The 13,677-nt window shown below is 42.4% G+C and carries 14 protein-coding genes; 2 read left to right on the top strand and 12 right to left on the bottom strand.

Annotated elements, in window-relative coordinates:
* Positions 1–117 precede the first annotated feature (117 nt).
* The 6 genes from bshC to J7I80_RS02810 form a co-directional block, all read right to left on the bottom strand.
* Positions 118–1,752 carry a bacillithiol biosynthesis cysteine-adding enzyme BshC gene (gene bshC, locus J7I80_RS02835; RefSeq protein ID WP_214735906.1) on the bottom strand — a complete coding sequence of 545 codons (1,635 nt, stop codon included), beginning with the start codon at positions 1,750–1,752 and terminating at the stop codon, positions 118–120.
* Positions 1,753–1,929: 177 nt separating this feature from the next.
* On the bottom strand, positions 1,930–2,319 hold the full coding sequence (locus J7I80_RS02830; RefSeq protein WP_214735905.1) for a DUF3397 domain-containing protein: 390 nt from the start codon (positions 2,317–2,319) through the stop codon (positions 1,930–1,932).
* A complete protein-coding gene (locus tag J7I80_RS02825) occupies positions 2,319–3,209 on the bottom strand; it encodes a 2-dehydropantoate 2-reductase (RefSeq protein WP_214735904.1) in 891 nt (296 codons plus the stop codon). The genes J7I80_RS02830 and J7I80_RS02825 overlap by 1 nt, the downstream gene beginning before the upstream one ends.
* Positions 3,210–3,570: 361 nt before the next feature.
* On the bottom strand, positions 3,571–5,112 hold the full coding sequence (locus J7I80_RS02820) for an acyl-CoA carboxylase subunit beta (RefSeq protein ID WP_214735903.1): 1,542 nt from the start codon (positions 5,110–5,112) through the stop codon (positions 3,571–3,573).
* Between the two features lie 21 nt (positions 5,113–5,133).
* Positions 5,134–5,346: an acetyl-CoA carboxylase biotin carboxyl carrier protein subunit gene (locus tag J7I80_RS02815; protein WP_214735902.1), complete on the bottom strand. Its 213-nt coding sequence runs from the start codon at positions 5,344–5,346 to the stop codon at positions 5,134–5,136.
* A 13-nt stretch (positions 5,347–5,359) separates the two neighbouring features.
* The gene (locus tag J7I80_RS02810; RefSeq protein WP_214735901.1) at positions 5,360–6,703 is read right to left on the bottom strand and encodes an acetyl-CoA carboxylase biotin carboxylase subunit; all 1,344 of its coding nucleotides are present in this window, start codon (positions 6,701–6,703) and stop codon (positions 5,360–5,362) included.
* Between the two features lie 361 nt (positions 6,704–7,064).
* On the opposite strand from J7I80_RS02810, the gene J7I80_RS02805 reads away from it, so the two are divergent.
* Complete coding sequence (locus J7I80_RS02805) at positions 7,065–7,538, top strand: N-acetyltransferase (RefSeq protein WP_214735900.1); 474 nt, start codon at positions 7,065–7,067, stop codon at positions 7,536–7,538.
* Positions 7,539–7,636: 98 nt separating this feature from the next.
* Here J7I80_RS02805 and J7I80_RS02800 read toward each other — a convergent pair whose 3' ends face one another.
* The 4 genes from J7I80_RS02800 to J7I80_RS02785 all read right to left on the bottom strand — a co-directional run bounded on the left by J7I80_RS02800 (position 7,637) and on the right by J7I80_RS02785 (position 10,094).
* Positions 7,637–8,257 carry an RsfA family transcriptional regulator gene (locus J7I80_RS02800; protein WP_214735899.1) on the bottom strand — a complete coding sequence of 207 codons (621 nt, stop codon included), beginning with the start codon at positions 8,255–8,257 and terminating at the stop codon, positions 7,637–7,639.
* A 79-nt stretch (positions 8,258–8,336) separates the two neighbouring features.
* Positions 8,337–9,107 (bottom strand): enoyl-CoA hydratase/isomerase family protein, encoded by a 771-nt coding sequence (locus tag J7I80_RS02795; RefSeq protein WP_214735898.1) that lies wholly within the window; start codon positions 9,105–9,107, stop codon positions 8,337–8,339.
* A gap of 208 nt (positions 9,108–9,315) precedes the next feature.
* Positions 9,316–9,489: a 50S ribosomal protein L32 gene (gene rpmF / locus J7I80_RS02790; RefSeq protein ID WP_023615018.1), complete on the bottom strand. Its 174-nt coding sequence runs from the start codon at positions 9,487–9,489 to the stop codon at positions 9,316–9,318.
* 80 nt (positions 9,490–9,569) lie between these two features.
* Positions 9,570–10,094 (bottom strand): YceD family protein, encoded by a 525-nt coding sequence (locus J7I80_RS02785; protein WP_023615019.1) that lies wholly within the window; start codon positions 10,092–10,094, stop codon positions 9,570–9,572.
* A 146-nt stretch (positions 10,095–10,240) separates the two neighbouring features.
* On the opposite strand from J7I80_RS02785, the gene J7I80_RS02780 reads away from it, so the two are divergent.
* The gene (locus J7I80_RS02780; RefSeq protein WP_214735897.1) at positions 10,241–11,467 is read left to right on the top strand and encodes a nucleotidyltransferase; all 1,227 of its coding nucleotides are present in this window, start codon (positions 10,241–10,243) and stop codon (positions 11,465–11,467) included.
* A 41-nt stretch (positions 11,468–11,508) separates the two neighbouring features.
* Here J7I80_RS02780 and J7I80_RS02775 read toward each other — a convergent pair whose 3' ends face one another.
* Both J7I80_RS02775 and J7I80_RS02770 read right to left on the bottom strand, forming a co-directional pair.
* Positions 11,509–12,534: a SepM family pheromone-processing serine protease gene (locus tag J7I80_RS02775; RefSeq protein ID WP_214735896.1), complete on the bottom strand. Its 1,026-nt coding sequence runs from the start codon at positions 12,532–12,534 to the stop codon at positions 11,509–11,511.
* Entirely contained in the window at positions 12,531–13,346 is an 816-nt protein-coding gene (locus J7I80_RS02770; protein ID WP_214735895.1) for a patatin-like phospholipase family protein, read from the bottom strand. Before J7I80_RS02770 ends, J7I80_RS02775 begins: the two co-directional genes overlap by 4 nt.
* Positions 13,347–13,677 lie beyond the last annotated feature (331 nt).

Genomic DNA, 13,677 nt, shown 5'->3' with positions numbered 1-13,677 from the left:
GGCAATGCAAAGCCGTTGCTTTTACCGTAATTCACCCTTTCGCTACTTTTCGGGCAGTGTAGAGTTGTTTATCTTTTCAAACAGAAAAGCTCCATCCTCAAAGGATGAAGCTTAAACTTAAAGCTTAATAATTTTATGTGTTCCATCGAATTCATAATCCATCTTTAGTAAATCTGGTATTAAATCCAATCCGAACTTATTTAAATAGTAGAATGGGTTCCAGACTCTTTCCTGAGGTGAACCGCCTGGCCTTAATGCATTTTCTACTCTTGTGAATTTGCGCAGAATATGGTCATGCTTTCGGCAAATTGCCTCTACGATTTTATCCTCCATGAATTCAACCTGCTTAATCAGGATGGATTCGTTCTTCTGGAGCATAGGCATCAATACGGGGTCGATTCCGTTGGATTTTTCACGGATGACTTTATATTGATCTGACAGCATCGTTTTTACATTCTCGAAAAGTTCTTCTACTTCACGATCCTTTAGAGAATCGATAAATTTCAGCTCATGACCATTTGTTCCAGAAATTAAAACCTCTTTCAAATCAAGGTTCAGTTCTTCAAGGTCAGACTCAATCGACCTTTCGAGAAGTGTTATGTTGAGTCTTGGAACAAGCGGCGGCATTTTTAGACTAAAATGTTCGAAAGCAAGTTTCAGCTCAGCCCAATAGGCAATTTCCCCGGGTCCGCCAATGAACGCCAGCGTTGGGAACAGCCACTCCTGCATTAGCGGACGAGTAACGACATTATTGCTCAGCTTTTCAGGATATTCGTTCGCAATCTCCACCAGCTCTTCATATGTGAAGCTGACTTCTCCATTTTTACCTGAAAACCCTCCACTTTGTGGGTCAAACTGGAGCAAAATCCGCTCATTTACTTTTTCATCGTAAAAGAAAAGGTTTGCTGCATTTTCGCTAATATCGATCATATTCGCAAATCCAGCACCAGCTGTCCGTTCCTGCTGGCCAAGAACAGCAGACGTGATTTCACGATGATTTTTGATTTGATTGATGAAATAGTCTTTTTCAAGCCTGCGCAGCTCTTTATTTCCAGAATCTACGATCAGCAAGCCTGAATCTTTGAATAGCTCCATAATGATGGTTGCAAAAAAATCAACGAAGGATTCAGCAGTCCTCAACGATTCAAGAGCAAAGTCCAATACCTCTTTCGTGTGCTTCGTCTCTCCATAGGTTTCGATGATTTCTTCAACCCAGGAATAGCAAAGGTCCCTGTTTATACACACTTCTGAAATCATTTTTTTCTCCAGGTTCTTTTCAGGATAAACCCACTTTTCCTGCTTATTGTCCTTCATGACATACACATGGTTAACTTCCTGATAGTCATGGTCTTCCCCGGCAATCCAGAATACGGGTACGACAGGAACGCCAAGCTCAGCCCCTTTTTGCTCAGCAAGCTTGATAATTGAAATCACTTTATGGATTGTATATAGCGGACCAGTCAGAATACCGGCTTGCTGGCCTCCGATGACAGCAACGCTATTTTCTTTTCTCAGCTTATTGATATTATCAGTGATTTTTTCGGAATTCGCATAACGGGACATAAAGGACTGGATATGGTCTGCAAGTTCCTGCCTCATAAAGCTTCTATTTTTCAATTCATCCAGGCGGTGGATATATGCGTTTTTATCGTTGAAATTATAATGAAAGAAGCTCTGCAGCCCAGGGCTTCCAGTTAGATAATCTGTCGCAAACCGGTTCGCAGCCGGAAGAGAGAGATTCAACATCTCCATTAACTTGTACTTCCTTTCTCGTAAGCAATTTTCACTGTTATGAGTATAGCATTGTTTGAATCGAAAAGAAAAAAACTTTGCCTTTCGAAATTTCTAAAATCAAGATTTTTTTTAATCAAGATTAGGATAAGCTAAAAAAAAATGCTGGACCCTCTATTAGGACGGTCCAACACTAGTTTAAGCAAACAGGAATGTCAGTCGTTTGAACAAACCATATAACACGAGGACGATGTAGGCTGAAAAGAAAAGCAGGAAATTGAAGCGCCAAAAGCCCTTGAAAACCTTCGGCAACAAGATTTCCTCTTTATATTTCCAGTGAATCAAAACAAATATAGCCGCTAGCCCAAATAAGATGATCAGGATCAGCCATAGGTACGATTTGTTCCAGATGGTGATGATCAAAAAATGGACAGACAGTACCAGCAAAAAGGTGCTAAAGTCAAGGGCCATATTGACCGAACGCCGATGGTTGCCTGTAATTTGCTTACTGATAATGAACACAGTGAGGTAGCCAATCATTGGAACTGTGATCAATGTGGCAACAAGTGCGGAGAAGAATCCCGGCATTATGCTCCCTCCCTTTCGTGCTCCTTCCCCTTTATGCAGTGATAGTAGTTATGTATTAATGGAGCTTTTTTATTTTTGCTTCTGGCTAATTCCAGCAAATACCCGAGAATGGCATCATTTTCTGTCTGCCTGCCATTTTCAATATCCTTATACATGGATGAATAGTTATTTGCTGTTTTTTCGCAAACTGCCATAAGATTACTGAAGTACTGTTCCCGATTAGGCAGTTCAAGTACATAAGCGCATTCATCAAACAATTGCTTAAAGATCTCAAAATAAAAAGGATTTTGGATCAGCATTCCATTTTTCACTTTAAGGATTGCCGTCAATGGATTGATCACCGCGTTGACCACCAATTTTTTGACGAGCATCTCTTTGTAGTCACGTTCCATGATAAATGGAAAACTTGTTATTGTAGATAATTCTCCAAGGAAGCCTGAATCTCCTCTAAAAACTGCAGTTCTGGTTACACCCACACCATTGTGCTGAACTGTATATCCGTTCACTCTGACAGCTCCATGTTCAACAGAACCAACCAAAATATCATTTGCTGCCAGCTCCGAGAGCATTTTAATATGGCCATAGCCATTTTGAAGGAAAAGGATGCTTCCTTTGGCCTTATCTTTCAGGTCAGATATTAAACTGGAGAGCTGGTACTGCTTCACCGCAACAACAGTTAAATCTTCGCTCCCCCTCCATTTCTGGATTGGAGCAGCAGCTACCTGTAATGGAGCCTGCTCTATTCCACCTTTTACAAGACGAAGACAGTGTTCGTTAATTAGGTCTGCTTGTTCCTGTGTCCTTGTGTAGACAGAAACCTCATTGTGCAAGCTTAGGTAATAAGAGAATAATAATCCTATTGAGCCGCCGCCGATTATTCCTATTTTCATAAAAACCCCTCATCCTGCCCTTAAAAAATAAAATGAAAGAACATTTGTGCTTTTATAATGAAAATCTATTAAATTTGACACCGATATACAATGACTTTAGTCATATTTTAGCAGAAACAATGGTTTATTAGGAAGAAGGGATTATGGTTATTTGAATTAATTTTGATAGAACCTTCATTTTTCCTCCCCGTAAAAGCAAACGGAGACCCAATAGGATCTCCGTTTACTTTTTTGCAGGTAATTATAAAAATAATTGCAATGTGGATAACTGTATGGGTTAATCCAGCTCCAGCGCCTAGCCCCTCGAGTCGCTTGTCTAGCTGCGGCGCCTAACTCCTCGAGACGCTTGCGCTTTTTGTTTTTATACCGGATATACAGGATGTTTTCTGACGCTGAATTCCATATCTTTTGTTTCGTATAGTTTGAAGCGATCGATCAGTGCATTCCTCAAGTCGTTGGCTGCAACGATGTCGTCAACGATCAACTCAGAGGCTAGCTTATAGATGTCGATGCTTTCTTTATATTCCTGGTGTTTTTCCTGGACAAATGTGATTTTTTCTTTAGGGTCTTCAATTTGATTGATTTTATTGGAGTAGACTGCATTGACAGCAGCTTCCGGACCCATCACCGCGATTTGGGCAGTCGGCAGAGCGATGCAGCAATCCGGCTCAAATGCTGGTCCTGCCATCGCATACAGGCCTGCTCCATATGCCTTACGGACAACTACAGATATTTTCGGTACAGTAGCTGAACTCATCGCAGCAATCAGCTTCGCACCATGGCGGATGATCCCGGCTCTCTCCACTTTCGTACCAATCATGAATCCTGGTACGTCAGCAAGGAACAGCAAAGGGATATGGAAGGCATCACAGAGCGTGATGAATTTAGCAGCCTTATCGGCAGAGTCCACGAACAATACTCCGCCCTTCACCTTTGGCTGGTTGGCAATGATTCCAACTGCCCTTCCATCTATACGGGCAAGCCCTGTGATAATTTCAGGAGCGAACAGCTTTTTGATTTCAAAGAAACTTCCTTCGTCAATCAGCGCATCGATGCCTTCATACATATCAAATGGAGCGTTTTGGTTTACTGGAACAATCTCTTCTAGACTTCTTCCAGCCTTGGGAGCCACTCCCTCAACCAAATCTGTCTTCGACTGGAAATTTGCAGGGAAATAGCTCAAGTAGCGCTTCGCTGATTCAATGGCTTCTTCCTCGCTGTATACGAGCATATCGCCTACACCACTGACAGAGCAATGCATCCGGGCGCCGCCCATTTCCTCAAGCGTTACCTTTTCGCCGATTACCTTTTCCGCCATCCTTGGTGACCCCAGATACATCGAAGCATTCTGGTCAACCATGATCACGATATCGCAGAAAGCAGGAATATATGCTCCGCCTGCTGCAGAAGGCCCGAAAAGAAGGCAGATTTGCGGGATAACTCCAGACAATTTTACCTGATTGTAAAAGATTTTGCCTGCTCCCCGTCTGTTCGGGAACATATCAAGCTGATCGGTAATTCGGGCACCAGCCGAATCGACCAGATACAATAAAGGCACCTTTAATTTTTCAGCTGTTTCCTGGATCCTGATGATCTTTTCAACAGTCCTGGCACCCCATGAGCCGGCTTTTACTGTTGAATCGTTCGCCATGACACAAACTGTTTGCCCGCCGATTTTTCCGATAGCCGTTACAACACCATCTGCCGGAAGGTCACCAGCCTGGAAGTTGGCGAATTTGCCATCTTCCTCATAGACTCCGTCGTCAAATAATAGATTCAAACGCTCACGCACAAATAATTTATTTTGTTCAGCCAGCTTTTCATGATATTTCGGTTGTCCGCCAGCCTCGATTTGTTGGACTTTTTCCTGCAATGAATCAGTTAATGTTTTCGCGGTAGTCATTCTACTCCTCCTTAAAATCTATTATTCTAATACAAGCAGGACATCGCCTTCGTTAACAAAGTCTCCAATGTTCACCTTAACTTCCGCAACGGTTCCTGCGCCCTGGCTTTCAACAGGGATTTCCATCTTCATTGTTTCAAGCATTAGGACTTCCTGCCCCTCTGTTACCGTATCTCCTGCTGCTGCCATCACATTAAGAACTGTTCCTGCCATATTTGCTGTAATTTCTTTCATGTCTTTTCCTCCTCTATTTAGATGCCATTTTTCTTTCTGTTAAATAGGCTGTTGTGTAATTGCCAGATTTGAAGCCTTCTTCACTTAATATCTCGGCAAACAATGGGGCATTGGATTTAATGCCTTCGAGTTTCAGCGTCGCGAAAAATTCCTGTGCAAGCTGTATTGCTTCTTCCCTGGTACTGCCTCCTACAATGCATTTGGCAACCATAGGATCATAAAAAGGGGTTACCGTCGAACCGGATTCATATCCAAAATCAACTCGAACGCCTTCTGCCTCCAGCCATGAAAATTCACTGATCTTACCAGGTGAAGGCAGGAACCTTACAGGATCTTCCGCATATAAACGGAATTCGATCGCCCAACCATTCTTTTTGATTTCATCCTGAAGCAGCGGCAGTTTTTCACCGCGGGCAACGAGGATTTGCCACTTAACAAGATCCAGGCCTGTAATCGTTTCTGTGACTGGATGTTCAACCTGCAGTCTGGTGTTCATTTCAAGGAAATAGAAGTTCTCGTTCTCATCGACAATGAATTCCACCGTTCCTGCGTTGACATAGTTCATTGCCTTAGCAGCTTTAACTGCTGTTTCATACATCTTTTGTCTCGCTTCTTCTTTCAGGAATGGCGAAGGAGCCTCCTCAATCACCTTTTGGTGGCGGCGCTGTACAGAGCAATCACGTTCAAACATATGTACATGGTTGCCATGGGTATCGCCAAAAATTTGCACCTCGACATGACGGGCATTTTTGATGTATTTCTCAATGAATACTTCATCAGAGCCAAAATAAGCCTTTGCCCTGCCCTTCGTTGAATCATAATTCTTAACGAGCGCTTGCTCATTTTCACAGAGCACCATGCCAATGCCGCCCCCGCCGCCGCTAGCCTTCAGCATAACCGGGTAGCCTATTTTCTCTGCAAGCCTGACAGCATCCTCCAGTGTCTTCAGTCCATGGTCACTGCCCGGCACAACTGGAACGCCAGCTGCTTCCATCGTCGATCTGGCGACAATTTTATCACCCATTTTTTCAATTGTATCAGGAGCAGGACCAATAAAAGCTAAGCCAGCTTCCTTCACTTTACGGGCAAACTCTGCATTTTCCGATAAAAAGCCATAACCAGGATGAATGCCGTCGACATTTTCTTCTTTTGCGATTCTTAAAATTTCATCTGCATTGAGATATGATTTTTGAACAGGCGGCTCGCCAATCCGGTAAGCGCTGTCAGCTTCTTTAACAAAAGGCAACTCTTTATCCGCATCAGAATAGACAGCCACTGTTTTTACTCCAAGCTCGCGGCATGTTCGGATAATGCGAAGCGCAATTTCCCCTCTGTTTGCAATTAGTAATTTTTGCACGTTCTTTCCCCTTTCCCGTAAAAAAATACGCTCACTATATAAAATTCTACAATATTCTGTATACTTCCTGCAAAAATTGGAACCGCTTTCTAAAATTCAAATGCAGAATTTTTCATGTTTTTATAATATAATAAAAATAGGCTATAAAAAACAAATATATTCAGCTGCCTTTAAATATGCTACATTTCGGGTATATATATATTGCTGCTTACGAAAGCATGATGTCTTTGAATCTGTCCTCAGCCTTGAAAGACTCATAAAAATCAAGGTTCAGATTTTTATCATCCGGTTATGGAGGAGTAAACTTTCGTTAAGAGCAGTATACAATGAATTATTGGCGGCTTGATTGGGGGATTGTTTTATGGTGAATAAAGTGGAAAAACTGAAAATCAATTATAAGACATTAGAAGAATTCAAGAAGTTCAAAGAGTATGGCCACCAGGAGCTTTCAATGCTTGAGGATTTGGAAGCAAACATTGTTGAAAATGATAGCGATTCTCCTTTCTACGGAATCTATTTCGGCGACAAGCTAGTTGCCCGTATGAGCCTTTACCAGGTCAAGAAGCAGTTTGACCGCTATTTCGAACCTCCTCAGGACTATCTGGAGCTTTGGAAGTTAGAGGTACTTCCAAATTACCAGGGCAAGGGCTATGGCAAAGCACTCGTTGAATTCGCGAAGGGTTTTGGCCTGCCGATCAAAACGAATCCTCGGGTTAAATCACAGGACTTCTGGGAAAAGATGAGCTTTACTCCAGTCCATTATGATGTAGAAAGAGACCGTGGGGAGAATCCGCTTGTCTGGTACCCAGCTGGTGTAACTGAACAGCTTCAATAATTTCAGTACAACTGCGATATTCGCATGAGCAAATGTTGATTTTTTCTATAATCGCACAATAATAGCGCCTGCCATAACCGGCAGGCGCGTTTTCTTGACTATTTTTCTACTTTTTCCAGATTTCCTTTACCCTCAACCTGGAAGTTCATTCTTTGTTGTTGGTCCTCACTTTTAGGGCCAACTCTTTTTTTTGCTCGCTCCATGATGTCAATTAAGGCTCGATAGTCTTCTTCCATAGAACGCAGTTGTGTTTCCAATTTTTCGTTTTCGGCAGACAAGTAATAGATTTGCTTTTCCAGCCCGCGGATTTGATCTTTTTGCACATCCTGGCTGTTAGCTGCTGCCGCTTTTTCATAGAGGTCATCGAGGTATTGTTTTACTGCTTCAATGCTAAGGCCGGATTGCTGTTCCTCTTGTTCTGAAGGACTTGTTGGCACTTCGCTCACAGGTGCCGCAGGCTCCTCTGCTCTCTCCTGTGTCTTTGCCTGTTTTTTCGCTTCCTTCCGCTGTTTTTTCGCCAGCTCAATACCAGATTTATATTGCTTTCTTACATACGAATTCCAGCGGAAACCGCAAGCTGCAGCAGTCCTCGAAAGCTGTTTCCCCACTTCATCAAATGCTTTTAATTGGGTACCGCCTTCCCGGATATTCCGCAATACTACTTCAGCCAGCAATAAGTCTTCATCCTGTGACCAGGCATCCTGACGGGTTAATGGCATCAATAAATCCCTCCTATTGTTTTTTATTCATTCATATGCATCTAATAGGAAAGATAGACTGATATCACCTAATACCCTGCTAAATATTTTTATTTTTTTTATTCATGAATTCGTCCACTTTATTGTGATGGGCTTCATGCTCCCACAGTACAGCACATCTCGCAGCTTCCTCTTCCATCCTTTCTCTCATTGATAAGAGTTCCCATTTTTTATTCAATAAAGTTTTATAGGCTTCTAAAACAGTTGTCTCTTTATTCAAGCTGCCTTCCATAAATGAAAGACAGGCATCTATAGGATGTTCTTTATAAATATGATGGATGAATCCAAGTTCCGCGAGTTGTTCAGCAGTATATATTTTCGCATCAAGCAGCATTTTCATCGCGATATTCTGCGGTAGTTTCTCCAAGAGGATCGAGCCTCCTCCCCAGCCAGTCGTAATGGCGAGGTTTCCCTGGACAAAGCCCGCTTTCACCCCTTCTCTTCCAATCCGGAAGTCGCATGCTGAAGCAATTTCGCACCCGCCTCCTACAGCAGAACCATTTAAAATGGCAATAGTCGGTTTTGGAAGGACAAGGAGCTTGTATAAAATACTAGCCATCCTTGAAAGCATCCCATACGCTTGTGACTCTGTTTTTAAACGATGAAAGGCAGATAAATCGCCTCCAGAACAAAATGCCTGGCCGCCTGCCCCCATAATAGCAAATACTTTAATATCGCTTCCAGCAGCCGTCTCGATTGCTTTTTCAAGTCCAGCCATCACATCATAATTAATGGCATTTCTCCTGTCAGGCCTGTTGATTGTAAATAGCAGTAACCCATCTTTTTCTTTAGAAATTATGTATGGATCCATTGTGTTCCTCCTAAAATTCTCGTCCACTAAATTTTATCAATCTTCTGTAGATTTAAAAAGGGATTGCGTCTCTGAGGTGTTTAAATTCAAGTCTGATAATACCATGATAAGGTTAGCGTTGAATTTTTTTGATGCGGATTTTTCAAGTCTGCTTAAACGAAAAAAAGCACAGGGATGCAGTTGCATCCTGTGCTTTTTCACGAGAAAATTAGTCGTTTACAACTTCTTTCCCTTTGTATGTTCCGCAAGCTTTGCACACACGGTGAGCAAGTTTCATTTCACCGCAGTTAGGGCATGCTACCATACCCGGAACTTGTAATTTAAAATGAGTACGGCGTTTTCTTTTCGCAGTTTTAGACGTTCTTCTAAATGGTACAGCCATTCTTCCCACCTCCTTAAAAGGAATAAGAAAGTTTATGAAGGCCAGTCCTTTTCTGGACCTCCACGCTCTTTTTTAATCGATTAGTCAGAGGAATCCTTAGAGTCCTCAAAGAATTTTGCAAGCCCGGCAAGTCGGGGATCAAGTTTTTCGGATTTCTCCTGTTCCTCGATTACTTCCCAATCCTTACCTGACTGGGGTGCGCCTTCTTGACCAGCGCTATCATCACAGAATACTTGCATTGGAACTTCCACTAGCAAGATCTCCCTGATGATGGGTTCAAGATCAATGACATCGCCTGTTACTTGATGAACTTCCTCATCAGCCTCATAGTCATGGCTGTTTAACATGAAAGTTTCAGTTGTTTCCACATCAATTGGATATTTTACATCAACCAGTGTCCGCGAACAAGGAAGAATTAGATGTCCATCAATCCGGATATGGAATGTCACTCTGGTGGCACTGATATCCGCCCTGCCAGTTAGATGGATGGGAGATACCTCACGGATTGTTGGTTCTGTTTCCTTTATCGAGTCCATTCGGACAAACTCATCGATTAGAAAGTCCTTGTTTCGATGTTTTTGTATCTGACTTATTGTCCATTTCATAGAATCACCCCAAGGCAACAAAGGTAATTATAGACCTTCGCGTATTCATTTGTCAATATTTTTTCTTTACACTATAATTTACATAAATACTTTAAATTAAACTTCAAAGCAATGCAATAACCATCTTAACATGAAGGAGTACAAGAATGAAAGCTGTTGGCGTTGTTGTAGAGTATAATCCTTTCCATAATGGCCATTTATTTCACCTGCAGCAGGCGATGGAACAAACTGATGCAGATCTTTCGATTGCAGCGATGAGCGGGAACTTCCTGCAGCGCGGGGAGCCAGCCCTTGTCTCAAAATGGGCGAGGACAAAGATGGCTCTTGAGGCAGGCGTTGACATCGTTTTTGAGCTTCCTTACCGTTTTGCGACTCAGCATGCGGAAACTTTCGCAGAAGGGGCCGTTTCGATTCTTTCTAGTGCTGGCTGCGACACTCTTTGTTTCGGCAGCGAATCCGGTGATTTGGAAGCATTCACTAATACGGTTGCCTTTCTTGAGGAAAACAATGAAGAATTCCAGAAAAAAATAAAATTTTATACTGGGGAAGGCCATAGTTACCCTAAATCAATCGCTCTTAGCTTCCAATCGCTTGCTCCATCTGAAAGCTTCATCGATATTTCACAGCCGAATAACATTCTCGGACTTCATTACATACAGGCGATCATCAGGCAAGAAAGCTTCATGAAAGCTGAAACGATCACCAGGAAGAATGCCGGCTACCATGACGAGCATTTTGCATCAGCCACAATAGCCAGCGCGACAAGCATACGAAAAGCATTGTTTGGAGCGGCAGGAGAGATTGAAAGTATTAAGCAATACGTACCAGAAACAACATATGCTCAGCTAATAAACTACAGAGATCAATATGGCGGATTCCATTCATGGGAAAATTACTGGCCTTTATTGAAATATAAACTGACCCAGAGCAGTTCTTCAGAATTAAGGGAGTTTTATGAGGTCGAAGAAGGACTGGAGAATAGATTGCTTGCCGCTGCATCTACCTCTCGCTCTTTTCAGCAATTCATGGAATCAATCAAAACCAAGCGATATACATGGACAAGGCTGCAGAGAGTATGCCTGCATATCTTAACTAATACACGCAAAGACACCATGAAAACAAGCCAAAAAACAGTGAATTATTTAAGGTTATTAGGTGCAACGGAAAAAGGCCGTTCCTACCTGAATTCCAAGAAGAAGGATTTCAGTCTGCCGCTCGTTTCAAAACTGTCTGCTTTTTCTGACCCTGACATCGAACTAGATATCAAAGCATCAAGGATTTATGCTCTAGGCCAGAGTGAACATGGCCAGGAACAGCTGCTTGCAGAAGAATTCAGCCGGCCGCCAATCATGTTGAAAAATATCCGTCGATGAACCTTAATGAAATCTTTCAGATAAAAAAAATCAAGCTGGCTTCAGCTTGATTTTTCTTTTAAATTTTCCAGATAGGATACAGCTTCATCGAAAGTATCCACAGGAACTATTCTCATTTTTGTATCAATATCTTCAGCCGCTATAAGTGCTTCTTCGTAGTTCGATCCCTTTGCACCTTTTTCAAACGGAGCAAAGAAGATTTCTGCACCTGCCTTATCTGCAGCTACTACTTTCTGCTGGATTCCCCCGATTCTTCCTACCGTTCCGTCGGGACTCATTGTGCCTGTACCAGCTATTTCATATCCTTTTGTCAAATCTTCCTCTGTCAATTGGTTGTAGATTTCCAAAGAAAACATAAGTCCAGCCGAAGGTCCGCCGATTTCCTCCGATTGTACTGTTACTTCAGGCTCAACGTCAATTTCTTTGTCATCCACCAGCTGGATCCCTACTACCGGTCGATTGCTGCCATCATCCAGTGCCTTTAGTGGAATTTTCACTGAATTTGTTTTCCCATTCCGCTTATAGGAAAGCTCGACCGTATCCCCTGGCTTTTTTGAACTAACATAATCAATGAACTCATCAGATGATTCAAATTCATTCCCATCGACCTTGAAAACCAGATCGCCAGGCATGAGCTTGCCTTCAGCAGGCATTCCATCCATTATCCTTAATACATAAACTCCTTTATAGTTGTAGCCTACTGATTTTCCTGCTTTTTTATAGGCGACCTCAATTGCCGATGTCTTCGAGTTATCCATCATGTGCAGCTGGCGAATATTATATTCTTCATCCGATTCATTCTCCGCCCTTATATCTTCTACTGGAAAGATTTCCTGATATTTGCTCAGCTTGGCAATGACATAGGCATATATATTCGCTCTTCCCATCCTGACTGTCGTCAGCATGAAACTTCCTTCTTCATCATAACCGTCTTCAACCTCGACAATCGGTTCCAGCTCCTTTGCCATTCCCGGTTTTGTAACATAGTAAGGCAAGTAAAAAAGAGCGCTAGCCATTATTAATATAGCTGCCAATATAGACAGACCTATAGACTTTTTTCTGCTCATTCTGTTTGTGGCTCCTTCCATTGTTCAATGCACTTTCTTATCTTATCGATGTGCTTTTTAGCTTCTTCTTCACCGATTGCGATGATTTCATCAATATTAGTGAATGCTTTTGAATTAAACATTTCAACAGGCGGCCTGAGCATTACATCCGACGCGACCTCTCGATTGGCGACTAGCTCCATTTGCATGATATCAATACTCTGCATGATGACATCGAAAATTGAGGTAACATCCTCGTTGATCTTCACGCTGGATACATCCACTGCGATCACAATATCTGCTCCCATCTCCTTAGCGACAGAAACAGGGATCCGGTCAACAACTCCGCCATCAACGAACAATCTTCCGTCCAGCTTTTCCGGAACAAAAATGCCCGGGATTGCGATGCTTGCCCTTACAGCTTCCGCCACAGGTCCTTTTTTAAAGACGACCTTCTCCCCTGACATCAGGTCTGTTGCAACAATGCCAATTGGGATATCCAGCTCCTCGATCATTTTGCCATGGGTGAAAATCCTGATAAGCTCCTTCACCCTTTTGCCGGCGATAAATCCCATTTTAGGGACCGTAAAATCGAGATAATACTTCCGCTTGAATACACGCGATAGTTTATAAAGCCGGTCGACGTCAAGGCCCGCACCGTAAAATGAAGCCACTAGTGCACCCATACTGCTCCCGGCAATCAAATCGATTGGGATGCCTTCATCTCTTAATACTTTTATGACACCCAGATGGGCAAATCCCCGTGCTCCACCTGATCCAAGAGCTAAACCGATCTTTGGACTTGCCAAAGCTTTTTCCTCCCTTAAAACCATGAATTTTTCGATACAGACTAAACTTGGTCTAATTTGGAGTTCAGCGAGTATATTGATTTATATGAGGACAAGGCTGACAACTAATCATTGTTTATGTATTTTTCCGGCTCTATTCCGCAAACTTTTTTGCTGTGACAACAAAATATAAATGAATCTCCAGTATGCGGCCTCATTTAAACACAGCCCGATACATATAAGAATCCTAAAAATAAGAAACAACGCGAATACTGCCAGCTTTCAAAAAGATATAACAAGCTTGAACGACTACTGCATTCGGTCAATAAGAACATATACTCGGATCTTGAATGGAAAACGATCCCTCTGGTGAGTT

It is taken from the genome of Bacillus sp. ISL-41, assembly GCF_018613235.1.
Classification (GTDB): Bacteria; Bacillota; Bacilli; order Bacillales; family Cytobacillaceae; genus Mesobacillus.
The sequence above is the reverse complement of the archived record's forward strand: the minus strand, read 5'-3'. Positions and strand labels throughout refer to the sequence as shown.

Coding starts and splice junctions, on each gene's coding strand:
- bshC (WP_214735906.1), bottom strand. CDS start 1,752: ATGGAGATGTTGAATCTCTCTCTTCCGGCTGCGAACCGGTTTGCGACA.
- J7I80_RS02830 (WP_214735905.1), bottom strand. CDS start 2,319: ATGCCGGGATTCTTCTCCGCACTTGTTGCCACATTGATCACAGTTCCA.
- J7I80_RS02825 (WP_214735904.1), bottom strand. CDS start 3,209: ATGAAAATAGGAATAATCGGCGGCGGCTCAATAGGATTATTATTCTCT.
- J7I80_RS02820 (WP_214735903.1), bottom strand. CDS start 5,112: ATGACTACCGCGAAAACATTAACTGATTCATTGCAGGAAAAAGTCCAA.
- J7I80_RS02815 (WP_214735902.1), bottom strand. CDS start 5,346: ATGAAAGAAATTACAGCAAATATGGCAGGAACAGTTCTTAATGTGATG.
- J7I80_RS02805 (WP_214735900.1), top strand. CDS start 7,065: ATGGTGAATAAAGTGGAAAAACTGAAAATCAATTATAAGACATTAGAA.
- J7I80_RS02800 (WP_214735899.1), bottom strand. CDS start 8,257: ATGCCATTAACCCGTCAGGATGCCTGGTCACAGGATGAAGACTTATTG.
- J7I80_RS02795 (WP_214735898.1), bottom strand. CDS start 9,107: ATGGATCCATACATAATTTCTAAAGAAAAAGATGGGTTACTGCTATTT.
- rpmF (WP_023615018.1), bottom strand. CDS start 9,489: ATGGCTGTACCATTTAGAAGAACGTCTAAAACTGCGAAAAGAAAACGC.
- J7I80_RS02785 (WP_023615019.1), bottom strand. CDS start 10,094: ATGAAATGGACAATAAGTCAGATACAAAAACATCGAAACAAGGACTTT.
- J7I80_RS02780 (WP_214735897.1), top strand. CDS start 10,241: ATGAAAGCTGTTGGCGTTGTTGTAGAGTATAATCCTTTCCATAATGGC.
- J7I80_RS02775 (WP_214735896.1), bottom strand. CDS start 12,534: ATGAGCAGAAAAAAGTCTATAGGTCTGTCTATATTGGCAGCTATATTA.
- J7I80_RS02770 (WP_214735895.1), bottom strand. CDS start 13,346: ATGGTTTTAAGGGAGGAAAAAGCTTTGGCAAGTCCAAAGATCGGTTTA.